The sequence below is a fragment of the Pelotomaculum propionicicum genome, from assembly GCF_004369225.1.
GTDB lineage: Bacteria > Bacillota > Desulfotomaculia > Desulfotomaculales > Pelotomaculaceae > Pelotomaculum_B > Pelotomaculum_B propionicicum.
The window spans coordinates 62,129-82,198 of the sequence record NZ_QFFZ01000012.1 but is presented as its reverse complement, the minus strand read 5'-3'; the positions used below and the strand labels follow the sequence as shown (position 1 = coordinate 82,198).

The 20,070-nt window shown below is 50.1% G+C and carries 36 protein-coding genes; all 36 read left to right on the top strand.

Translation table 11 applies throughout. The features are described 5' to 3' along the window. On the top strand, nucleotides 1-126 hold a 126-nt coding region (locus Pmgp_RS07675; protein WP_486644362.1), incomplete at its 5' end, for an EF-Tu C-terminal domain-related protein. A gap of 205 nt (nucleotides 127-331) precedes the next feature. Then, nucleotides 332-640: a 30S ribosomal protein S10 gene (gene rpsJ / locus Pmgp_RS07670; protein ID WP_134213409.1), complete on the top strand. Its 309-nt coding sequence runs from the start codon at nucleotides 332-334 to the stop codon at nucleotides 638-640. A 193-nt stretch (nucleotides 641-833) separates the two neighbouring features. After that, nucleotides 834-1,469 (top strand): 50S ribosomal protein L3, encoded by a 636-nt coding sequence (gene rplC / locus Pmgp_RS07665; protein WP_134213415.1) that lies wholly within the window; start codon nucleotides 834-836, stop codon nucleotides 1,467-1,469. Between the two features lie 133 nt (nucleotides 1,470-1,602). Beyond that, on the top strand, nucleotides 1,603-2,223 hold the full coding sequence (gene rplD, locus Pmgp_RS07660; protein ID WP_134213408.1) for a 50S ribosomal protein L4: 621 nt from the start codon (nucleotides 1,603-1,605) through the stop codon (nucleotides 2,221-2,223). Then, nucleotides 2,223-2,510, top strand: a complete 288-nt coding sequence (rplW, locus tag Pmgp_RS07655) for a 50S ribosomal protein L23 (RefSeq protein ID WP_134213407.1) — start codon at nucleotides 2,223-2,225, stop codon at nucleotides 2,508-2,510. Before rplD ends, rplW begins: the two co-directional genes overlap by 1 nt. Nucleotides 2,511-2,537: 27 nt before the next feature. Then, nucleotides 2,538-3,362 (top strand): 50S ribosomal protein L2, encoded by an 825-nt coding sequence (rplB, locus tag Pmgp_RS07650; protein WP_134213406.1) that lies wholly within the window; start codon nucleotides 2,538-2,540, stop codon nucleotides 3,360-3,362. A gap of 121 nt (nucleotides 3,363-3,483) precedes the next feature. Further along, nucleotides 3,484-3,768, top strand: coding sequence for a 30S ribosomal protein S19 (gene rpsS, locus Pmgp_RS07645; RefSeq protein ID WP_134213405.1), 285 nt, complete (start codon nucleotides 3,484-3,486; stop codon nucleotides 3,766-3,768). Between the two features lie 129 nt (nucleotides 3,769-3,897). Next, nucleotides 3,898-4,239 (top strand): 50S ribosomal protein L22, encoded by a 342-nt coding sequence (gene rplV, locus Pmgp_RS07640; protein ID WP_134213404.1) that lies wholly within the window; start codon nucleotides 3,898-3,900, stop codon nucleotides 4,237-4,239. 6 nt (nucleotides 4,240-4,245) lie between these two features. Next, entirely contained in the window at nucleotides 4,246-4,941 is a 696-nt protein-coding gene (rpsC, locus tag Pmgp_RS07635; RefSeq protein ID WP_134213403.1) for a 30S ribosomal protein S3, read from the top strand. 5 nt (nucleotides 4,942-4,946) lie between these two features. Continuing rightward, on the top strand, nucleotides 4,947-5,378 hold the full coding sequence (rplP, locus tag Pmgp_RS07630; protein ID WP_134213402.1) for a 50S ribosomal protein L16: 432 nt from the start codon (nucleotides 4,947-4,949) through the stop codon (nucleotides 5,376-5,378). Next, nucleotides 5,368-5,571: a 50S ribosomal protein L29 gene (gene rpmC / locus Pmgp_RS07625; RefSeq protein ID WP_134213401.1), complete on the top strand. Its 204-nt coding sequence runs from the start codon at nucleotides 5,368-5,370 to the stop codon at nucleotides 5,569-5,571. The genes rplP and rpmC overlap by 11 nt, the downstream gene beginning before the upstream one ends. A 29-nt stretch (nucleotides 5,572-5,600) precedes the next feature. After that, nucleotides 5,601-5,849 (top strand): 30S ribosomal protein S17, encoded by a 249-nt coding sequence (gene rpsQ, locus Pmgp_RS07620; RefSeq protein ID WP_134213414.1) that lies wholly within the window; start codon nucleotides 5,601-5,603, stop codon nucleotides 5,847-5,849. Between the two features lie 32 nt (nucleotides 5,850-5,881). Beyond that, nucleotides 5,882-6,250, top strand: a complete 369-nt coding sequence (gene rplN, locus Pmgp_RS07615) for a 50S ribosomal protein L14 (protein WP_134213400.1) — start codon at nucleotides 5,882-5,884, stop codon at nucleotides 6,248-6,250. A gap of 128 nt (nucleotides 6,251-6,378) precedes the next feature. Further along, complete coding sequence (gene rplX / locus Pmgp_RS07610; RefSeq protein WP_134213399.1) at nucleotides 6,379-6,714, top strand: 50S ribosomal protein L24; 336 nt, start codon at nucleotides 6,379-6,381, stop codon at nucleotides 6,712-6,714. Between the two features lie 122 nt (nucleotides 6,715-6,836). Further along, complete coding sequence (gene rplE, locus Pmgp_RS07605) at nucleotides 6,837-7,379, top strand: 50S ribosomal protein L5 (RefSeq protein WP_134213398.1); 543 nt, start codon at nucleotides 6,837-6,839, stop codon at nucleotides 7,377-7,379. A gap of 116 nt (nucleotides 7,380-7,495) precedes the next feature. Continuing rightward, complete coding sequence (locus Pmgp_RS07600; protein ID WP_134213397.1) at nucleotides 7,496-7,681, top strand: type Z 30S ribosomal protein S14; 186 nt, start codon at nucleotides 7,496-7,498, stop codon at nucleotides 7,679-7,681. 168 nt (nucleotides 7,682-7,849) lie between these two features. Continuing rightward, nucleotides 7,850-8,248 carry a 30S ribosomal protein S8 gene (rpsH, locus tag Pmgp_RS07595; protein WP_134213396.1) on the top strand — a complete coding sequence of 133 codons (399 nt, stop codon included), beginning with the start codon at nucleotides 7,850-7,852 and terminating at the stop codon, nucleotides 8,246-8,248. Between the two features lie 63 nt (nucleotides 8,249-8,311). Then, entirely contained in the window at nucleotides 8,312-8,860 is a 549-nt protein-coding gene (gene rplF / locus Pmgp_RS07590; protein ID WP_134213395.1) for a 50S ribosomal protein L6, read from the top strand. A gap of 134 nt (nucleotides 8,861-8,994) precedes the next feature. Beyond that, complete coding sequence (gene rplR, locus Pmgp_RS07585; protein ID WP_134213394.1) at nucleotides 8,995-9,363, top strand: 50S ribosomal protein L18; 369 nt, start codon at nucleotides 8,995-8,997, stop codon at nucleotides 9,361-9,363. 187 nt (nucleotides 9,364-9,550) lie between these two features. After that, nucleotides 9,551-10,051, top strand: coding sequence for a 30S ribosomal protein S5 (gene rpsE, locus Pmgp_RS07580; protein ID WP_134213393.1), 501 nt, complete (start codon nucleotides 9,551-9,553; stop codon nucleotides 10,049-10,051). 11 nt (nucleotides 10,052-10,062) lie between these two features. Next, nucleotides 10,063-10,242, top strand: coding sequence for a 50S ribosomal protein L30 (gene rpmD, locus Pmgp_RS07575; protein ID WP_134213392.1), 180 nt, complete (start codon nucleotides 10,063-10,065; stop codon nucleotides 10,240-10,242). A gap of 13 nt (nucleotides 10,243-10,255) precedes the next feature. Continuing rightward, on the top strand, nucleotides 10,256-10,696 hold the full coding sequence (gene rplO, locus Pmgp_RS07570) for a 50S ribosomal protein L15 (protein ID WP_134213391.1): 441 nt from the start codon (nucleotides 10,256-10,258) through the stop codon (nucleotides 10,694-10,696). Then, complete coding sequence (gene secY / locus Pmgp_RS07565; protein ID WP_134213390.1) at nucleotides 10,697-11,956, top strand: preprotein translocase subunit SecY; 1,260 nt, start codon at nucleotides 10,697-10,699, stop codon at nucleotides 11,954-11,956. 9 nt (nucleotides 11,957-11,965) lie between these two features. Further along, the gene (map, locus tag Pmgp_RS07560) at nucleotides 11,966-12,712 is read left to right on the top strand and encodes a type I methionyl aminopeptidase (RefSeq protein ID WP_134213389.1); all 747 of its coding nucleotides are present in this window, start codon (nucleotides 11,966-11,968) and stop codon (nucleotides 12,710-12,712) included. A 214-nt stretch (nucleotides 12,713-12,926) separates the two neighbouring features. Continuing rightward, on the top strand, nucleotides 12,927-13,214 hold the full coding sequence (locus Pmgp_RS07555) for a KOW domain-containing RNA-binding protein (RefSeq protein ID WP_134213388.1): 288 nt from the start codon (nucleotides 12,927-12,929) through the stop codon (nucleotides 13,212-13,214). 75 nt (nucleotides 13,215-13,289) lie between these two features. Next, nucleotides 13,290-13,508: a translation initiation factor IF-1 gene (infA, locus tag Pmgp_RS07550; RefSeq protein ID WP_134213387.1), complete on the top strand. Its 219-nt coding sequence runs from the start codon at nucleotides 13,290-13,292 to the stop codon at nucleotides 13,506-13,508. 122 nt (nucleotides 13,509-13,630) lie between these two features. Further along, nucleotides 13,631-13,744, top strand: a complete 114-nt coding sequence (rpmJ, locus tag Pmgp_RS07545; RefSeq protein WP_134213386.1) for a 50S ribosomal protein L36 — start codon at nucleotides 13,631-13,633, stop codon at nucleotides 13,742-13,744. A 22-nt stretch (nucleotides 13,745-13,766) separates the two neighbouring features. After that, on the top strand, nucleotides 13,767-14,138 hold the full coding sequence (gene rpsM, locus Pmgp_RS07540; protein WP_134213385.1) for a 30S ribosomal protein S13: 372 nt from the start codon (nucleotides 13,767-13,769) through the stop codon (nucleotides 14,136-14,138). A gap of 18 nt (nucleotides 14,139-14,156) precedes the next feature. Continuing rightward, nucleotides 14,157-14,546, top strand: coding sequence for a 30S ribosomal protein S11 (gene rpsK, locus Pmgp_RS07535; protein ID WP_134213384.1), 390 nt, complete (start codon nucleotides 14,157-14,159; stop codon nucleotides 14,544-14,546). Nucleotides 14,547-14,561: 15 nt separating this feature from the next. Continuing rightward, nucleotides 14,562-15,188, top strand: coding sequence for a 30S ribosomal protein S4 (rpsD, locus tag Pmgp_RS07530; RefSeq protein WP_134213383.1), 627 nt, complete (start codon nucleotides 14,562-14,564; stop codon nucleotides 15,186-15,188). A gap of 76 nt (nucleotides 15,189-15,264) precedes the next feature. Then, nucleotides 15,265-16,212, top strand: a complete 948-nt coding sequence (locus tag Pmgp_RS07525) for a DNA-directed RNA polymerase subunit alpha (protein ID WP_134213382.1) — start codon at nucleotides 15,265-15,267, stop codon at nucleotides 16,210-16,212. Nucleotides 16,213-16,228: 16 nt separating this feature from the next. After that, nucleotides 16,229-16,567 carry a 50S ribosomal protein L17 gene (gene rplQ / locus Pmgp_RS07520; RefSeq protein WP_134213381.1) on the top strand — a complete coding sequence of 113 codons (339 nt, stop codon included), beginning with the start codon at nucleotides 16,229-16,231 and terminating at the stop codon, nucleotides 16,565-16,567. A 215-nt stretch (nucleotides 16,568-16,782) separates the two neighbouring features. Continuing rightward, nucleotides 16,783-17,697: an energy-coupling factor transporter ATPase gene (locus Pmgp_RS07515; RefSeq protein WP_134213380.1), complete on the top strand. Its 915-nt coding sequence runs from the start codon at nucleotides 16,783-16,785 to the stop codon at nucleotides 17,695-17,697. 5 nt (nucleotides 17,698-17,702) lie between these two features. Beyond that, nucleotides 17,703-18,566: an energy-coupling factor transporter ATPase gene (locus tag Pmgp_RS07510; protein ID WP_134213413.1), complete on the top strand. Its 864-nt coding sequence runs from the start codon at nucleotides 17,703-17,705 to the stop codon at nucleotides 18,564-18,566. Between the two features lie 91 nt (nucleotides 18,567-18,657). Next, nucleotides 18,658-19,233: a hypothetical protein gene (locus tag Pmgp_RS07505; RefSeq protein WP_134213379.1), complete on the top strand. Its 576-nt coding sequence runs from the start codon at nucleotides 18,658-18,660 to the stop codon at nucleotides 19,231-19,233. A gap of 22 nt (nucleotides 19,234-19,255) precedes the next feature. Continuing rightward, nucleotides 19,256-20,053 carry an energy-coupling factor transporter transmembrane component T family protein gene (locus Pmgp_RS07500; protein WP_134213378.1) on the top strand — a complete coding sequence of 266 codons (798 nt, stop codon included), beginning with the start codon at nucleotides 19,256-19,258 and terminating at the stop codon, nucleotides 20,051-20,053. Nucleotides 20,054-20,070 lie beyond the last annotated feature (17 nt).

Genomic DNA, 20,070 nt, shown 5'->3' with positions numbered 1-20,070 from the left:
GGTGACAACATCCAGATTGACATCGCGCTGATCACCCCGATCGCCATAGAAGAGGGCCTGCGCTTTGCCATTCGCGAAGGCGGCCGCACTGTGGGCGCCGGTGTTGTGACAGGAGTTAAAGAATAAACACTTTTGATTAAATGCGATGAGGTGAAAGGTTGCCAGTTCAGTAGTCAGTAGTCGGTAGTAAGTAGTCAGATTTTAGAAGGAAATCGCCAAAGGCGATTTCCAACAAGCAATCCGACTACCGACTACACACAACCGACTACCAAAATGGGGAATTTTCACCGAGAAAGTCCGGTAATCGGGCGTAAAGGAGGACCTAAAAAGTATGAAAAGCCAGAAGATCAGGATCAGGTTAAAGGCTTTTGACCATCACATGCTTGACCAGTCTGCGCAAAAGATTGTAGATACAGCAAAAAGGACAGGCGCTTCCGTGGCCGGCCCAATACCGCTGCCCACGGAAAAAAACATTTATACTATTCTGCGCAGCCCCCACGTCAACAAGGACTCCCGCGAGCAGTTTGAAATGCGCACACATAAGAGGCTGATTGACATCCTTGAGCCCACGCCCAAGACGGTTGACGCCTTAATGCGCCTCGACCTGCCGGCGGGGGTGGATATCGAGATAAAGCTTTAGAATTCAGAATTCAGAAGAAAAAGGAATCCAGAATCCAGAAGACAGATGAGACAAAAGAAAAAGATTCTATTCTGTATTCTGACTCCTGACTCCTGTATTCTTGAAGAATGACTCTTGACTACTGTATTCTCCTAAGAATAGAGGTAATGTTGAGAAATCAACCTCTTATCACAGAAAATGGAGGTGGCAAGTGTTGCCAAAAGGTATTCTAGGTAAAAAAATTGGCATGACGCAGATCTTTACAGATCAGGGTATAGCTATTCCCGTAACTGTAATTGAAGCGGGCCCGTGCCTGGTTGTCCAGACCAAAACACCTGGTAAAGACGGTTACAGCGCCATTCAGATTGGTTTCGGCGACAAAAGGGAACGCCTTTTTACCAAACCGCTTAAAGGGCAATTTACCAAAGCCGGGGTCCGTCCGCTCCGCTATTTGCGAGAATTGCGCGTTGCAGATCCGGAAGCTTATAAAGTAGGCCAAGAAATCAAAGCCGATATTTTCACCGCTGGTGAAAAGGTAGACGTAGTAGGGACAACCAAAGGAAAAGGATTTGCTGGTGGCATCAAGCGCCACGGCTTTCACCGCGGCCCAATGGCGCATGGTTCAAAGTACCACCGCCGGCCCGGCTCTTTGGGAGCGAAAGGCCCGGCCAGGGTTTTTAAGGGAAGAAAGCTGCCCGGCCACTTGGGAGCCGAGCGTGTCACTGTACAGAACCTTGAAGTAGTAATAGTTGACGCTGACCGCAACATGCTGGCTGTTAAAGGGGCGGTGCCCGGCCCTAAAGGCGGGCTGGTGCTGGTCAAACCATCCACGAAGAGTCGTGAGGATTGAGACGTGAGACCTTGTGTTCCACGAAACATTTGCACATGAGACTGGGGATACAAGACATGGCATCCTACGTCGTGAATATAAAATACCACGACACGTCCCACGTCTCACGTCCCAGTGAAGGAGGATATATCTCATGCCTACAGTAGCGCTGTACAATATCAACGGTGAACAGGTCGGCGAAGTGACGCTGAAAGAAGAAATCTTTGGTGTGGAAGTCCATGAGCCGGTCCTGCATGATGCTGTTATAATGCAGTTGGCCGGCCGGCGCCTGGGGACTCATGATACTAAAACCAGGTCGGAGGTAAGCGGCGGCGGCCGTAAGCCCTGGCGCCAAAAAGGCACCGGCAGGGCTCGCCACGGCACTATCCGTTCACCCATCTGGCGCGGCGGCGGGATTGTTTTTGGCCCGCATCCACGCAAATACGGATACAATCTGCCCAGGAAAGTGAGAAGGCTGGCGCTTAAATCAGCCCTTTCGTCTAAAGTAAATACCGGAGACATCCTTGTTCTGGATGAATTAAAGCTGGAGCAGCCTAAAACCAGCGATATGGCTAAAATATTAAACAACCTCAAGGTTGGTGACGCTCTGCTGGTAACGGCTGATAAGGATGAAACGGTAGAGAAATCAGCCAGGAACATTCCCAATATCAAGCCTTTAACAGCTGAAGGGCTCAATGTTTACGACATACTTTCCTACGATAAGCTGGTTATCACAAAGGACGCCGTGGTCAGGGTTGAGGAGGTGTTTGCATAATGAAGGATCCCCGAGACGTTTTAAAAAGACCGGTGGTTACTGAAAAAAGCACATCCTTACTACAAGATAACAAGTATACCTTTGTGGTGGATCCCAGAGCCAATAAGACTGAAATTAAACAGGCTGTAGAAAAAATTTTCAAAGTTAAAGTAGAAAAAGTCAATACCATGAACGTTAAAGGTAAAATCAAAAGAGTCCGCCGTATTCCAGGCAGGACTCCCGACACCAAAAAAGCCATAGTTACTTTGAAAAAAGGCGATAAAATTGAAATTTTTGAAGGCATGTAATTTTGTGGTTAGGAGGTGTAAACACCTATGGCTGTAAAGAAGTTTAAGCCAACATCACCCGGTCGCCGGTTTGTGACCGTATCTGATTTCAAAGAGATTACCAAGTCGGAGCCTGAAAAGTCACTGGTTAAGCCTTTGAAGAAGAGCGGCGGGCGCAATACTCAGGGGAAACTGACAGTAAGGCACCATGGCGGCGGCCATAAGCGGATGTACCGGATAATTGATTTTAAACGGGATAAAGACGGTATTCCGGCCAAGGTCGTCAGTATTGAGTATGACCCCAACCGTTCGTCACGCATTGCCCTGCTTAATTATGCCGATGGTGAAAAACGTTATATCATTGCCCCGGTTGGCCTTGAAGTCGGGCAAACGCTGGTTTCCGGGCCGGACGCAGACATCAAAGTAGGCAACTGCCTGCCTCTCAGGAATATCCCACTCGGCACCATGGTCCACAATATTGAGCTATATCCCAAAGGCGGCGGCCAACTGGTCCGCTCGGCGGGCGCTTCGGCACAGTTAATGGCCAAGGAGGGCAAATACGCCAACATCAGGATGCCATCCGGCGAAATGCGGCTGCTGCTGCAGGAATGCAGGGCCACTATTGGCCAGGTAGGCAATGTTGAACACGAAAACATTACCATTGGGAAAGCCGGGCGCAAGCGCTGGATGGGCATTCGCCCGACAGTCCGGGGTGTGGTGATGAACCCGGTTGACCACCCCCATGGCGGTGGCGAGGGCCGTTCACCCATAGGACGCAACCCGGTAACTCCCTGGGGCAAGCCTGCTCTGGGCGCGCGCACCAGAAAGAAAAAGCCGAGCGATAAATTGATCGTTAAGAGAAGAACAAAATAGTGGTAGGTGGTTAGTGGTTGGTGGTTAGATTTGAGAAGGAATTTGGCAAAGCCAAATTCCAACATCCAATCCAACGGCCAACGTCCAACCACTCACGACCAAAATGAAGGGAGGTTGCGTTTTGGGTCGTTCATTGAAGAAAGGGCCGTTTTGTGAAGAAAGGCTGTTAAAAAGAATAGAAAAAATGAATGAAACCGGTGATAAAAGGGTTATTAAGACCTGGTCAAGGGCTTCTACAATCTTCCCGCAAATGGTAGGCCATACTATCGCTGTGCATGAAGGCAGAAAGCACGTTCCCGTTTATATCACCGAGGATATGGTAGGCCATAAACTAGGTGAATTCGCACCCACCAGGGTTTTTAGAGGCCACGGACATCACACCGAAAGGTCTACAGCATTGAAATAGAAGTGAGAAATGAGACGTGAGACGTGAGAATACCAGGGATGGTTTTAAGGGTCCAAAAGACCCGGGAGGAATACCTGAATCCCACGTCCAACGGCCCACGACTCACTGCCAAAATGGGAGGTAAGACCGTTGGAAGCTAAGGCCATAACTAAGTACGTTAGGATATCCCCGCGTAAGGTCCGCCAAGTAATCGACCTTATCCGGGGGAAGAAAGTGGATGAGGCCCTGGCGATATTGAAATATACACCCAAACGGGCCTCGGAAGTGGTTACCAAGGTTGTTAAGTCGGCAGCGGCAAACGCTGAAAACAACCTGCAGCTGGACAAAGACGAATTGTTCGTAACAGCGTGCTATGTTGACCAGGGGCCCACCTTGAAACGTTATCAGCCCCGGGCCATGGGCCGCGCAGATGTTCTGCGTAAGCGCACCAGTCACATTACCGTAATGGTGGGCGATAAAAAGGAGGGATAAATTTAAGTGGGGCAAAAAGTCAATCCTATAGGCCTTCGGATCGGTATAATTAAGGATTGGGAAGGCAAGTGGTTTGCTGAAAAAAGGAATTACGCGGGCCTCTTGCACGAGGATATTAAGATACGCAGGTATATTAAGAAAAAACTTTTTGCGGCGGGCATTTCCCGTGTCCAAATAGAACGGGCGGCCAACCGTGTCAAAGTTTCCATCCACACAGCCAAGCCAGGTATAGTTATAGGCAGGGGCGGCGTGGAAGTTGAAAACCTGCGCAGGCAGTTGGAAAACCTTACAGGTAAGCAGGTCAACGTTAATATCGTTGAAATCAAGGTCCCCGAATTGGATGCGCAGCTTGTAGCCGAAAACGTGGCTTCTCAACTTGAAAAGAGGATCGCGTTCAGGCGGGCTATGAAGCAGGTTGTGTCCCGCTCAATGAAAATGGGAGCCAAGGGGATTAAAATTGCGTGCGGCGGCCGTTTGGCGGGTGCTGAAATAGCCCGCTCCGAGTGGTACAGCGAAGGCAAGGTGCCGCTTCACACCCTGCGAGCGGATATAGATTACGGAGTTGCTGAGGCAAATACCACTTACGGCAAAATTGGTATTAAAGTATGGATCTACAAAGGAGAAATTTTACCGGAAGCAAAGGCAGTAAAAAATGCCCCGGCCAGGGGAGGTAAAGCTGCTCCCGGTGAAGGAGGCGAATAGGCGGCATGCTTATACCGAAAAGGGTTAAACACCGCAAACAGCACCGCGGGCGGATGACAGGCAAGGCCAAAGGCGGCAGGGAAATTAATTTTGGTGAATATGGACTTCAGGCATTGGAACCCGCCTGGATCACAAACAGACAAATTGAAGCAGCCCGTATTGCCATGACCCGCCATATTAAACGGGGCGGTAAAGTTTGGATCAGGATCTTCCCGGATAAGCCTGTCACGGCCAAACCGGCGGAAACACGTATGGGTTCAGGTAAAGGCACCCCGGAATACTGGGTGGCAGTTGTCAAGCCAGGCAGAATTATGTTTGAACTGGCAGGCGTATCCGAAGAGGACGCCCGCGAAGCGATGCGTTTGGCGTCTCATAAATTACCGATAAAAACCAAGTTTGTTAAACGCGGGGAAGTAGGTGAGGTCAATGAAGGTTAAAGAGCTCAGGGAATTGACCGATGCCGAGCTGAGCAAAAAGTTGAATGACAATAAAGACGAGCTCTTTAAGTTAAGGTTCCAGATGGCCACCGGGCAGCTGGATAATCCAATGAAATTACAAGAAGTCCGCCGCAAAATCGCGCGGGTTAAGACCATAATTCGTGAGCGCGAGCTGGGTATCCAGAGGGCGTAAAGGGGGATAACGAATTGGAAGAGCGTGGAATGCGCAAGGTGCTTACCGGCAAGGTTGTAAGCGACAAAATGGATAAAACCGTAGTCGTGGCTGTTGAAACCCTGGTCAGGCACCCCCTGTACCAGCGCACCATCCGCCGCACCAAGAAATTCAAGGCGCACGATGAGGAAAATTCCTGCCATACCGGTGACAAGGTAAGAATGATGGAGACTCGGCCCCTCTCTAAAGAAAAGCGGTGGCGGGTAATAGAGATCCTCGAACGGGCGGAACGCATTTAAGACGGGGTTCTAATGTCAAGGAGGTAGTTGCCGTGATTCAAGTCCAGTCTATGCTTACTGTGGCGGACAATACCGGAGCACGCAGACTGATGTGCATACGTGTTTTGGGCGGGGGGCTGCGCCGCTACGCCAGTGTAGGTGATATTATTATTTGTTCCGTCAAGGAGGCCACACCAGGCGGCGTCGTTAAAAAGGGCGATGTTGTTAAGGCTGTTGTTGTACGTACTAAAAAAGAGGTGCGCCGTCCGGACGGTTCATATATCAAGTTTGATGAAAACGCCGCCGTAGTCATCAAGGATGACCAAAGCCCGCGGGGAACCCGTATCTTTGGTCCGGTAGCGCGTGAGTTAAGGGACCGCGATTTTATGAAGATCGTTTCCCTGGCGCCGGAAGTACTTTGAGAATTGGGATTTGGGACGTGAGACGTGAGAATGTAAGCAGGTTTCAAGGGTTAAACCCCTAAAGGAATGCAGGATATACACACTTCCCACGACCCACGACTCACGACTCATATCGGAGGTGATATTACATGGCTGAACAAAAAACCAGGCAGAAGGTCCATGTTCGCAAAGGAGATACAGCACTGGTTATAACCGGCAAAAATGCTGGTAAGAAGGGCAAGGTCCTTTCTGTGATACCTGATAAAAGCCGGGTTGTTATAGAAGGGGTCAACGTGGTCAAACGCCACTCCAGGCCTACCCAAAAGGTGCCGCAGGGGGGCATCATGCAAAAAGAAGCACCCATCCATAGTTCAAATGTTATGCTATACTGTAATAAATGTAACAGCCCCACCAGGGTTGGTAAAAAGATACTGGAAAACGATGAGAAAGTACGCATTTGCAAAAAATGCGGGGAATCAATTTAGTAGTTGGTAGTTAGTGGTTAGTGGTTGGGATAGAAGGAATTCGCTTTAGCGAATTCCGACAAGCAATCCAACGACCAACAGCCCACCACCCACCACCCACCACCAAGGAAGGAGGTTGGCCATTGTCCAGGCTTAAGGATAAGTACAAAAACGATGTTATCCCTGCCCTGATGCAGAAATTTGGCTATAAGAACGTAATGCAGGCGCCCAAACTGGTAAAAGTTGTTGTAAATATGGGCTTGGGTGAAGCCATTCAGAATTCTAAGATCATCGATGCGGCTGTCAATGATATGATGACTATTACCGGTCAAAAACCGGTAACAACCAAAGCTAAAAAATCTATAGCCGCCTTTAAGCTGCGCGCCGGCATGACTGTGGGGGCGAAGGTAACCCTGCGCGGTGAGCGCATGTACGATTTCGTAGATAAGCTGTTTAATATAGCCCTGCCCAGGGTGCGTGACTTCCGCGGCGTTTCACCGAAGTCCTTTGACGGCAGAGGAAATTTCAGCCTGGGTGTCCGGGAACAACTCATGTTCCCTGAAATTGATTACGACAAGATTGATAAGATTCGCGGTATGGATATTATTTTTGTCACTACGGCTAAGACTGACGAAGAAGCCAGGGAACTATTGAGATTAATGGGCATGCCGTTTAAGGCAGCATAATTAGTGGTTAGTGGTTGGTGGTTAGTGGTTAGGATAGAAGGAATTCGCCTTGGCGAATTCCGGCAAAAATCCAACGACCAAAGGCCAACGACCTACCACCAAAAGGAGGGAAGATGTTGGCAAAAAAATCTATGATTCTAAAAGCGATGCGTCCTCCGAAGTTTAAAGTACGGGCATATAATAGGTGCAAGCTTTGTGGAAGGCCTCACGCCTATATGAGAAAATTCGGGATTTGCCGGATCTGTTTCAGAGAACTTTCTTATAAAGGGGAACTCCCCGGCATCCGCAAATCCAGCTGGTAGCTCAGAAGTCAGAAGTAAGAAGTCAGAGGTCTGAATATGGAAGGAAGAAATCAGAAGTTGGAGCCTGAGAAGATTAATTTGAATCCATAAGTAGGTTTCAGAAGAATCAGATCAGACATCCGGCATCGGTTCCTTCAGGCCTCTGAATTAAGGAAGGAGGTTTTTTGCATGGTTATGACCGACCCTATTGCAGATTTTTTAACCCGTATCCGTAATGCCAATACGGTTTATCACGATAAAGTTGAAGCGCCTGCTTCCAGGATGAAGAAGGCTATTGCAGCTATCCTGCGGGATGAGGGCTTTGTCAAGGATTATGAGTTTATTGACGACGGCAAGCAGGGTATTATTAGGGTCTATTTAAAATACGGCACCGGTAAAGAGCGGGTGATTACCGGCTTGAAAAGGATTTCCAAGCCAGGTTTAAGGGTTTACGCCCGCAAAGATGATGTTCCGAAGGTTTTAGGCGGCCTCGGTATTGCTATTATCTCAACGTCAAAAGGAATTATGTCTGATAAAAAGGCTCGCAGGGAAGGCCTGGGCGGCGAGGTAATATGCTACGTTTGGTAGCCACAACAATCAGTCCGAAGTCTGATGTCCTGTGACTGAAGGCTGAATTTGGAGGTGTGTGAGATGTCCAGGATTGGTAAACAGCCTATTCCGGTCCCCCCGGGTGTTGACGTCACGATTGATGGAAGCACTGTCAGGGTTAAGGGGCCGAAAGGTCAGCTGGAAAGAGAATTACACCAGGACATGATTATTAAGTATGAAGAAAACAGGCTGGTTGTAGAACGGCCAACTGACAATAAAACGCACAGGTCGCTGCATGGTCTGACGCGTACACTTATTAACAATATGGTGGTTGGAGTGACAACCGGCTTTCAGAAAAACCTGGAACTGGTCGGCGTAGGTTACCGGGCCTCCAAGCAGGGCGATAAGCTGGTGCTGGCGGTAGGTTATTCGCATCCGGTGGAAATCCAGCCGGAGGCAGGTTTGGAGATTGAAGTGCCTGCCCCTACTAAAATCAGTATCAAGGGTCTTGACAAGGAAAAAGTCGGCGCACTGGCTGCAGCGGTACGCGCAGTACGAGAGCCTGAGCCTTATAAGGGCAAAGGAATTAAGTACGAAGGTGAAAGAATACGGCGTAAAGCCGGTAAAGCCGGAGCTAAAGGGAAGAAGTAACATAAATAAAGAATTCAGAAGACAGAATTCAGAATTCAGAAGAAGAAAGATTTTATTCTGTATTCTGACTCCTGGCTCCTGTATTCTTAAAGAATGGTTCATGCACATGAAGCCTGAAAGGAGTGAATCTCAACGTGCTGAACAAGCCCAGTCGTGAAGCCCTGCGGGGTATTCGGCGGCAGAGGGTCCGCAGAAAAATAAGCGGCACTGCTGAGCGGCCAAGGTTGAACGTGTTCCGCAGCTTACAAAATATTTATGCTCAAATTGTTGATGACGAAAAAGGCAATACGCTTATTGCAGTATCGACCCTGGCCCCTGAGTTAAAGGGGAAATTGCCCAACGGCAGCAATGCCAGCGCGGCGGCGGCTGTGGGTAAGCTGCTGGCTGAAAAGGCGCAGGAAGCCGGTATTAAACAGGTTGTTTTCGACCGCGCCGGTTACGTTTACCATGGAAGGATTAAAGCCCTGGCAGAAGCGGCCCGGGCTGGCGGGCTGGAGTTTTAAATAAGAAGTGAGAAGCGAGAAATGAGAAGTGAGATTAAGAAGGAATTCGCTTTGGCGAATTCCAATGGGGATTGAAATAAGACACCAGGTGTCAGGTGCCGGAATAAAAGGAATTTGCTAAAGGCAAATTCCATCGAGTCTCACCTCTAACCTCTCACATCTCACGTCTCAAAAAGGAGGGAAATAGATGGCAAGAATTGACGCCAGCAAACTGGAAACTTCCGAAAAAGTCGTATTTATAAACCGTGTTGCCAAGGTGGTCAAGGGTGGCCGGAGGTTTAGTTTTTCAGCCCTGATGGTGGTCGGAGACGGCGAAGGACACGTCGGCGCCGGTCTGGGCAAGGCTGGAGAAGTACCGGAGGCTATCCGCAAAGGTATCGAGGACGCGAAAAAGTCCCTGATTAAAGTTCCTCTGTCCGGCACCACCATCCCACACGAGGTTACGGGAGTATTTGGCGCGGGCAAGGTCCTCTTGAAACCTGCCGCCCCCGGTACAGGCGTGATTGCCGGTGGTCCGGTGCGGGCTATCCTGGAGTTGGCCGGAATAAGAGACATTCTCACCAAGTCGCTTGGTTCCAACAACGCCAACAATATGGTTCGCGCAACCATAGAGGCTCTCAGCAGTCTGAAGACCCCTGAAGAAGTGGCCCGCCTGAGAGGAAAAACTGTAGAAGAATTGTTGGGCTAGGAGGGAATAACTTGGCTAAGTTGAAGATTACTCTGGTCAAAAGCCTGATCGGCCGTCCGGAAGACCAGCGAGTCACTGTGCGTACCCTGGGCCTGACCAAAACGAACCGTTCAGTAATCTGTGAAGATACCCCCCAGGTAAGGGGTATGGTCAATAAAGTCGGACATTTGCTTAAGGTTGAGGAAGCCTAAGGGAGGTGGGACAGTGAAACTGCACGAATTAAGACCGGCTCCCGGGGCAAGGACAAAGCCCACCCGCAAGGGTCAGGGAATCGGCTCAGGTTTGGGAAAAACAGCCGGCCGGGGCCATAAGGGACAAAAAGCCCGTTCCGGCGGTGGTGTGCGCCCGGGCTTTGAAGGCGGCCAGATGCCTTTGCAGCGCCGTATGCCCAAGCGCGGGTTCTATAACCCGTTCTCCAAAGAGATTACGGCCATCAATGTCAGCCAGCTGAATTGTTTTGAAGACGGGGACGTTGTGACACCGGAGTCTCTGCTGGCGGCGAGGGTTATCAAAAAGGCGGCCGACGGGGTAAAAATTTTAGGACAAGGAAATCTTGAAAGATCTCTTACTGTTAAAGCCAATGCATTCAGCAAGTCGGCTGAGGAAAAGATTACGGCAGCCGGCGGCAAAGCAGAGGTGATTTAATTGCTGGAAAGTTTTAAGAGCGCCTTTAAGGTTTCAGAATTAAGGACAAAGCTTCTTTATACACTCGCGATGATTTTTATTTTCCGGCTGGGCGCCCACATACCGGTGCCCGGGGTCAACACGGAGAGATTTGCCGAGTTGGTCAACAGCGGCGTGATTTTTGGATTCTTTGACATTATATCTGGCGGCGCCTTAAAGAACTTTTCCGTTTTTGCTATGGGCATCATGCCCTACATAAACGCGTCCATCATTTTGCAGCTGCTCACTGTGGTTATACCTCATCTTGAGCGGCTTCAAAAAGAGGGAGAGGAAGGCCGTAAGAAAATTACCCAGTATACCAGGTATCTTACTGTAGTTCTGGCTTTTATCCAGGGTATCGGTATGGTAATTGGCGTAGGCGGTTCACTGCAGAATCCGGGGCCGCTGACTTATGTCATGACAGCCCTGACCATTACTGCCGGGACAACTTTCCTGATGTGGGTCGGCGAACAAATCACTGAAAAAGGTATCGGCAACGGTATTTCGCTGCTGATATTCGCTGGAATTGTTTCCAGGGTGCCTGCCGGCGCGGCCAGGCTGGGAGAATACCTCAGCGCAGGGACAATAAATGTATTAAGTCTTGCTTTACTGGCTGTAATCGGCGCGGTTGTCATTGCCGGAGTGGTGGCGGTGCAGGAAGGACAGCGGCGCGTACCGGTGCAATATGCCAAGCGCGTGGTAGGCCGCAGGGTATATGGCGGGCAGACCACCCACCTGCCGCTCAGGGTTAACCAGGCGGGAGTTATGCCGATCATCTTCGCTTCATCGCTTTTAATGTTCCCGGAAACTATATTTAAAATGTTTTCGGGCAGTGCTGTATCAATTTTTTACAGCAAGTACCTGGGGTGGGGAACAGTCATGCATACCGTCCTGTACGCCTTGCTGATTATTGGTTTTACATTCTTTTATTCGGCCGTGGTTATGAACCCCACAGACGTTGCCGATAACATCAAGAAGTACGGAGGGTTTATACCGGGGCTCAGACCTGGGCGGCCTACCGCTGAATACATCAGCAGGATTATGAGCAGGGTGACGCTGGCCGGAGCTATTTTCCTGGCTTTAATAGCGATTCTGCCTAACTTTGTTCTATTAACTACAAGAATACCCAACATCTATTTTGGCGGCACTTCTCTCCTGATTGTTGTGGGTGTTGCGCTTGATACCATGAAGCAGGTTGAGTCACACCTTCTTATGCGCAGTTACCAGGGTTTTATAAGGTAGGGGCGGCTTATGATAACCTGCAAGTCCGGGAGAGAGCTTGCCTATATGCGTGATGCGGGGCGGGTAGTAGCCAGGACCCACGCCGAGCTCGCCAGGGCGGTGAAGGTTGGAGTGCCGACTATTGAACTGGACCGGCTGGCTGAGGACTTTATCATTAAAGAAGGCGCAAGACCTGCATTTAAAGGGCTTTACGGTTTTCCGTACACAATCTGTTCTTCGGTAAACGAAGAGGTGGTGCACGGCTTCCCTGGTTTAAGAAAATTGGAAAACGGTGATATTATCAGTATTGATATCGGAGCGGAAATAAATGGATATTTTGGGGATAGTGCTGTTACTTACCCTGTCGGCGATGTCAGCAGAGAGGCCCTTGACCTGTTAAAGGCCACTGAAGAGTCGCTGTACAAGGGGATTGAAAAGGCCAGGGTCGGTAACAGGTTGTCTGACATATCCAACGCTGTTCAAACCTGTGCGGAAGGCTATGGCTATTCTGTGGTGCGTGACTACGTGGGGCATGGTATAGGAAAGCAGCCGCATGAAGAGCCGCAGGTGCCTAATTTCGGGAAACCGGGCAGGGGGCCCAGACTTAAGTCGGGCATGACATTAGCGATTGAACCAATGATTAACTTGGGCACTTATGAGGTGAAGACTCTTTCAAACAACTGGACTGTGGTAACTTTAGACGCAAAGCTTTCAGCCCATTTCGAACATACCATTGCTATCACCGATGACATACCGGAGATACTGACCAGGACGTGAGAAGTGAGAACTGAGACGTGAGAAGTGAGACGTGAGATTAGAAGGATGACCTCAAGAGTCATAAAAGGCTTGAGAGGATACAATGATACTCACGGCCACGACTTTAGTAATCGTAGGTGCGAATTTATTCGCACAAAGGACCTGATAGGAATACTTATTAGTCCCACGTCCCATTTCCCATAACCCACATCTCAATGCGGAGGTTTTAGAGGCCATGTCAGAAAACACGGTGCGGATTGGGCAGCTGGTTTCTTCAATCCAGGGCCGGGACAGCGGCAGGTTTTATCTGATTACAGGAATTGAAAACGAAACCATGGTTTATGTCGCAGATGGAGAAGGACGAAAAGTAGAGAATCCGAAGAGGAAAAACTGTAAGCATCTGATACATTATGATGTGGTAGCCGGATATATACTGGAGAAAGTGCAAATAGGGAAAAAAGTTACTAACACAGACGTCCGGAAGGAGCTAAAGAACCTTGTCAGCCAACTGCCCAACCTGTAGTCTTTTATTCAGAGTCTTACCGGCGGGCAGATAAGGAGTGTCCATTTTAAGAGTAAGGAGGTTTGCTTATTCCTAATGTCAAAACAGGATGTTATCGAGGTTGAAGGAACAGTGATTGAACCGCTGCCGAACGCGATGTTCCGCGTACAGCTGCAAAACGGGCACAAAGTTCTGGCGCACGTTTCGGGGAAGATCAGGATGAATTTCATCCGGATCCTTGCGGGTGACCGGGTGATGGTTGAGCTTTCCCCTTATGACTTGACCCGCGGCCGCATAGTTTACAGGTATAAGTGAGATCTGAGAAATGAGATGTGAGACTAAAGGGATGGGTTCAGGGGTCTAAAAGACCGCACAGGAATACCATTGTTCCCACGTCCCACGGCTAACGGCTCACGACTAAGATTGGAGGGTTGATGGTGAAAGTCAGACCATCTGTAAAGCCAATTTGCGAAAAGTGCAAAATCATCCGCAGAAAAGGCAGGGTTATGATCATCTGTGAAAACCCAAAACATAAACAGGCACAAGGGTAAAACAGGAGGTGTTGAATAGTTTATGGCACGTATTGCAGGCGTTGACTTGCCAAGAGATAAGCGGGTGGAGATAGCTCTTACCTATATATTTGGCATTGGTAAGCCTACGTCCCAAAAAATCTTGACCCAGACCGGTGTTAACCCGGATACCAGGGTGAAGAACCTGACAGAGGAAGAAATAAACAGGCTTAGGGATGTAATTGAGAAGAACCTTAAGGTGGAGGGTGACCTTCGCCGGGAAATCGCCTTAAACATCAAACGGCTGATTGAAATCGGCTGCTACCGGGGCTTGCGGCACCGCCGCGGGATGCCCGTGCGCGGCCAGCGGACCAAAACCAATGCCAGGACACGCAAAGGCCCGCGTAAGACTGTCGGTGTCCGCAGGAAAAAATAGTCTGGAGGAGGTTGTTCAATGGCGCGTCGCGTAGCCAGAACAAAAAAACGTGAACGCAAAAATATAGAGTCAGGCGTTGCGCACATTAAATCTACGTTCAATAATACCGTGGTTACTATAACCGATACTAAAGGCAATACCTTGTCATGGGCCAGCGCGGGCGGCGTAGGCTTTAAGGGTTCGCGCAAAAGCACACCCTTTGCCGCGCAGATGGCCGCCGAAAATGCGGCTAAAGAGGCCATGGAGCACGGCCTGAAAGAAGTGGAAGTTATGGTCAAAGGGCCGGGTGCGGGCCGGGAAGCCGCTATTCGTTCCCTCCAGGCCGCCGGTCTCGAAGTGAACATGATTAAGGATGTTACACCAATCCCACATAACGGGTGCCGGCCGCCAAAGCGCCGGAGAGTTTAAGGAGGTGCGCCTTATTTGGCAAAGTATACAGAATCAGTCTGCCGGCTTTGCCGCCGGGAAGGCTTGAAACTCTACCTAAAAGGAGACAGGTGCTATACTCCCAAATGTGCGGTTGAGCGCAGAGCCTATGCTCCAGGCCAACACGGACAGGGACGTAAAAAGGTTTCCGAGTACGGGCTGCAGCTGAGAGAAAAGCAAAAAGCCCGCAGAATGTACGGTATTTTAGAAGGGCAGTTCAGGCGTTACTTTGAAAAGGCTGAGAGGCAGAAAGGCATTACCGGTGAAAACCTCCTCCGCCTGCTGGAAAGGCGTCTGGACAATGTCATTTACCGCCTTGGCTTCGGGTCTTCCCGCAGCGAATCAAGGCAGCTTGTGCGTCACGGTCATTTCACTGTAAACGGCCGGAAGGTAAACATACCTTCTTACATGATTAGGGTTGGCGATGTAATAGCAGTTCGTGATAAAAGCAAAGATTCACCCAGGATAAAGGAACTGCTTGAGAGAGCAGGCGACCGCACCCCTCCCGCCTGGCTTGAATTAGAGGCTGACCAGGCCAGGGCCCGGGTAGTGGACCTGCCCACACGTGAACAAATTGACGCCCCCGTACAGGAGCACCTGATCGTAGAGCTTTACTCCAGATAGGATTTTGGTTGTGGGCTGTTGGTCGTTGGTCGTCACCAACCACTAGCCACTGACCCCATCTTAGGAGGGAACCTTTATGCTTGAAATAGAGAAACCAAAAATTGAAATTGTTGATATAAGTGACGACAACACTTATGGCAAGTTTGTGGTAGAACCTCTGGAAAGAGGTTACGGCATCACACTGGGCAACTCCTTGCGCCGCATCCTGCTTTCATCACTGCCGGGGGCAGCTGTGACATCAGTTAAGATAGACGGTGTGCTGCATGAGTTTTCCACCATACCGGGTGTTGTCGAAGATGTAACTGATATTATTTTAAACCTCAAGAACCTTTGTTTGAAGCTTTACGGTGAGGATGAAAAGACTCTCAGGATTGAAAAGACAACCGAAGGCGTGGTCACGGCCGGAGACATTATCTATGACGCTGATGTGGAAATACTAAACCCGGATCTCGTAATCGCCACTCTTGCCGACAACGCCAGGCTTGTTATGGAGATTGTAGTTTCTAAGGGACGGGGCTACGTTTCAGCTGAACGCAACAAAAAAGGTGACCATATCATCGGGGTTATTCCCGTGGACTCTGTGTTTACACCGGTGAAAAAGGTGAATTACACTGTGGAAAACACCAGGGTGGGCCAGATTACCGACTTTGACAAGTTGACCTTGGAAGTCTGGACCAACGGCAGTATCAAGCCTGACGAGGCCACCAGCCTGTCCGCGAAAATTTTAAACGACCATCTGCGTCTTTTTATCGGGCTGACTGAAAGTGTAAACGATGTCGAGATTATGGTGGAAAAAGAAGAGGAGCAGAAAGATAAGCTTCTGGAAATGACCATCGAGGAACTCGACTTGTCGGTACGTTCATACAACTGCCTGAAAAGAGCCGGGATTAACACAGTGGAGGAACTGATCCAGCGCAATGAAGAAGATATGATGAAGGTGAGAAACCTGGGTAAAAAATCCCTGGAGGAAGTAATTAACAAGCTGGAAGAACTGGGCCTTTCACTGAGGAAGGACGACGAGTAAGGGAGGACATTCTAAAGTGGGCTACCAGAAATTAGGCCTGAATACGGGCCACCGGAAGGCTGTGCTGCGCAACCTGGTTACATCCCTCTTCCGGGACGAGCGGATCAACACCACAGAAACCAGGGCCAAGGAAGTAAAAAGCATAGCCGAGAGACTGGTCACAACCGCCAAGCAGGGAGACCTGGCAGCCCGGCGCCAGGCGCTGGCTTATATATACGAAGAGGACGTAGTTAAAAAATTGTTTGACACCATCGCGCCAAAATATGCTGACCGTCCCGGCGGCTACACCCGCTTGGTCAAGGTCGGCTATCGCCGCGGTGACGCAGCGGAAATGGTGATCCTGGAACTGGTCTAATGGGATGTGTGAATTGGGACGTGGGCCATGAGAGAATGACGGAATTTTGTTTGCGTAACAGGATCTGCAACTAATACCACAGGATCCATAAGTCACGGCTTGCGACTCATCACTACGAAGTTAAGCAAACTATCGCCATTGTGATGCAACAGCAATAATTGAATTGTAGTACGTCTGAACGGATGTGTGATTGGGGACGTGGGATGTGAGAAGGAATGAGGGAATTTAAGGCAACAGGACCTGTAAGCAATACCCTGGAATCCCATGGCTCACGACTTACTACTCACGACTCAAATGAGATCTTTATACAGGTTAAAGATCTCGTTCACATATACAACCGGGGCAAGCGAGGAGAATTCCGGGCACTGTCGGGAGTGAGCCTTGAAATTAAAAAAGGCGAGTTTCTGGCGGTTGTCGGGCCGAACGGGTCCGGCAAGTCTACTTTGATCATGCACTTTAACGCTCTGCTGACACCAACGGAAGGGGAAGTCATTGTCGGCGGGCTGGACACAAGAGACCCCCGGCATATTTGGGAAATCCGCCGCCAGGTGGGAATAGTGTTTCAGAACCCCGACAACCAGATTGTCAGCTCTCTTCTTGAGGAAGACGTTGCCTTCGGAGTTGAAAACCTGGGTCTCCCGCCGGAAGAGGTGCGGGAGAGGGTGGAAGAGGCCTTGTCATTAACAGGCCTGTCCGGGGTTCGTGACCGTCCGCCGCACCTGCTTTCAGGCGGCCAAAAACAGCGGTTGGCTGTGGCCGGGGTCCTGGCTATGTGTCCTGCCTGCCTGGTTTTGGACGAGCCCAGTTCCATGTTGGACCCGGCCGGCCGGGCTGAATTAATGGAAACTCTGGTCCGGCTGAATCGTTCCGGCAGGGTGACTGTTATTTTGGTTACCCATTTCATGGAAGATGCCGCAAGAGCCGATAAAATCATCGTGATGAATGAAGGCAGGCTGGTTCTTACCGGCCCTCCTGACCGGGTATTTGCCGAACATGCGCTGCTGGACGAAATAAACCTGGCACTGCCGGCTGCCGCTGAGATTTCCAGGGGGTTAAGGAGGCGGGGCTTCCCGGTGCCGGACGGAATCTTGTCTCTTGATGACCTGGTATCTTTCTTGTGCCGGCGGTAGAAGAAGTGAATAATAATCCAATAATAAAAGTGGAAAACCTTACCCATATATATTCTCCGGGCACGCCGTTCCAGGTTGTTTCCCTGGAAGGTATCTCTCTTGAGATTGCCAGGGGCGAATTTTTTGCTGTTATTGGCTCAACCGGCTCAGGTAAGTCTACGCTGGTTCAGCATTTTAACGGTATCCTAGCGCCGGCAAAAGGGAAGATATGGGTCTGCGGGGCTGACATATCCGATAAAAGGCAGCGCCGTGACCTCTGGCGCAGGGTCGGCCTGGTTTTTCAACAGCCGGAGCAGCAGCTTTTTGAGGAAACGGTATTTGATGATGTCGCCTTTGGCCCCAGAAACATGGGGTTTGACCAGGACGAGGTCAAACGGCGGGTGGAAAAGGCGCTTCAGCAAATGGGACTGGACCCGGCCACGGTGAGCGGTGTCCCCCCCTTCAGGCTGAGCGGCGGGATGCGCAGAAAAGTGGCCATAGCCGGGGTGCTGGCGATGACCCCGGAGGTGCTCATACTTGATGAGCCGGCGGCGGGTCTTGACCCGCAAGGCAGAAAGCAGTTAATGGACCTTGTTGAAGACTTCCGGCGTGAAGAGGGGGTTACTATGGTTTTAGTAACCCACAATATGGAAGAAGCGGCTTTGTGGACTGACAGGATGGCTGTACTGGATAAAGGCCGTCTGGTCATGGAAGGTTCAACGCGGGAAGTTTTCAACAAGGCCGGTGAATTGCGCGCGTTAGGCCTGAATGTACCCGCCCCCGCCCAGCTCATGTGCAAATTAAGGGCAGCCGGCAAACAGGTGCGCACCGATGTATTGACCAACGAAGAAGCTGTGGAGGAAATCGCCAGACTGCTGAGCGAGACGTAGCTTGAGAATTGGGTGGGCTGAGATGAGAGTTCTCAAATCACCTTTGACCTGCTATATAGAACACGAACCTGGCCTTTAAGGAGGTAGATGTATGGATAGCGGGAAATTCCAAGAACTCGTACTTAAACAGTTGGAGCTGCTTACTGAAGGACAGCAAAGGCTTAATTTAAAATTTGATCATTTGGAACAAGGACAGCAAAGACTTGATTTAAAATTTGATCATTTGGAACAAGGACAGCAAAGACTTGATTTAAAATTTGATCATTTAGAGCAAGCCCAGCAAAGGCTTGACTTAAAAGTTGACAAACTGGAGCAAACCCAGCAAAGGCTTGACTTAAAAGTTGACAAACTGGAGCAAACCCAGCAAAGGCTTGACTCAAAAGTTGACAAACTGGAGCAAGCACAACAAAGGCTGGAATCAAAAGTTGACAGACTGGAGCAAGGGCAGCAAAAGCTTGACTCCAAAATTGACAAATTAGAATTACGTGTGGAAAATGAAGTGGTTGATAAGATCCGTGCTCTGTTTGACGGCCGTGAATTACAAAATAACAGGATCACATTACAGGATAAAAGGCTGGAGCTTATCCAGGAAAAACTGGACAGGATCTCCGATGATACAGCTTATCTGGTTTCGGAAGTTGCCAGTCTGAAGAGGCTTGTAAAATAATTGAGTCTTTTAGGAGACAGACATGTTTGGCGGAATCACTTTAGGGCAGTATGTACCGGGGGATTCATTGCTGCACCGTCTGGATCCCCGGACCAAAATCATGGTTGTTTTAGCGGCAGCGGCGGCGATTCTGTCTTCCGCCGGCTGGCAAGGCCTGACGCTGGCAACAGGGTTTACCTTGGCGGCACTGGCTTTATCGGGTATGCCCGCCAGGATTTTTTTGAGAGGAATGCGTTCACTCTGGGTGCTCCTGGCAATAGCATTTATCATCCAGCTGCTGTTTACACCCGGGGATGTTATAGCAGCGTTGGGGCCGTTAAAGATATCGCGGCAGGGCCTGGCGGGCGGCAGTATCATATTTCTGCGCCTGGCTTTATTGATTCTGATTGCCTCCCTGCTTACTCTTACCACTCCCCCGGTTAAGCTTACCGCCGGTCTGGAAAGCATGCTTTCACCCTTGCAGAGGCTGGGGGTGCCGGCGCATGAGTTGGCCTTGATGATGACCATTGCCCTGCGCTTTATACCAACCCTGCTGCAGGAGGCTGAGGTGGTGCTCAAAGCGCAGCGGGCCAGAGGCGCCGGTTTTTCCGGCGGGAAACCGGCCCAGTGGGCGAAAGGATTATTGCCACTGTTTATTCCCCTTTTTGCGGGAGCATTGCGCAGGGCGGACGACCTGGCCGTGGCTATGGAGGCCCGGTGCTACCGCGGAGGGGCCAACAGGACCAGGATGAGTTCGCTCAAGTATAGATCCGCTGATTTTATAATTATAGCTGTGACCCTGGCCGTGCTGGCCGGCACTCTCGCTTTCAGATTCATGTAATTAGACAATGCAGAAGA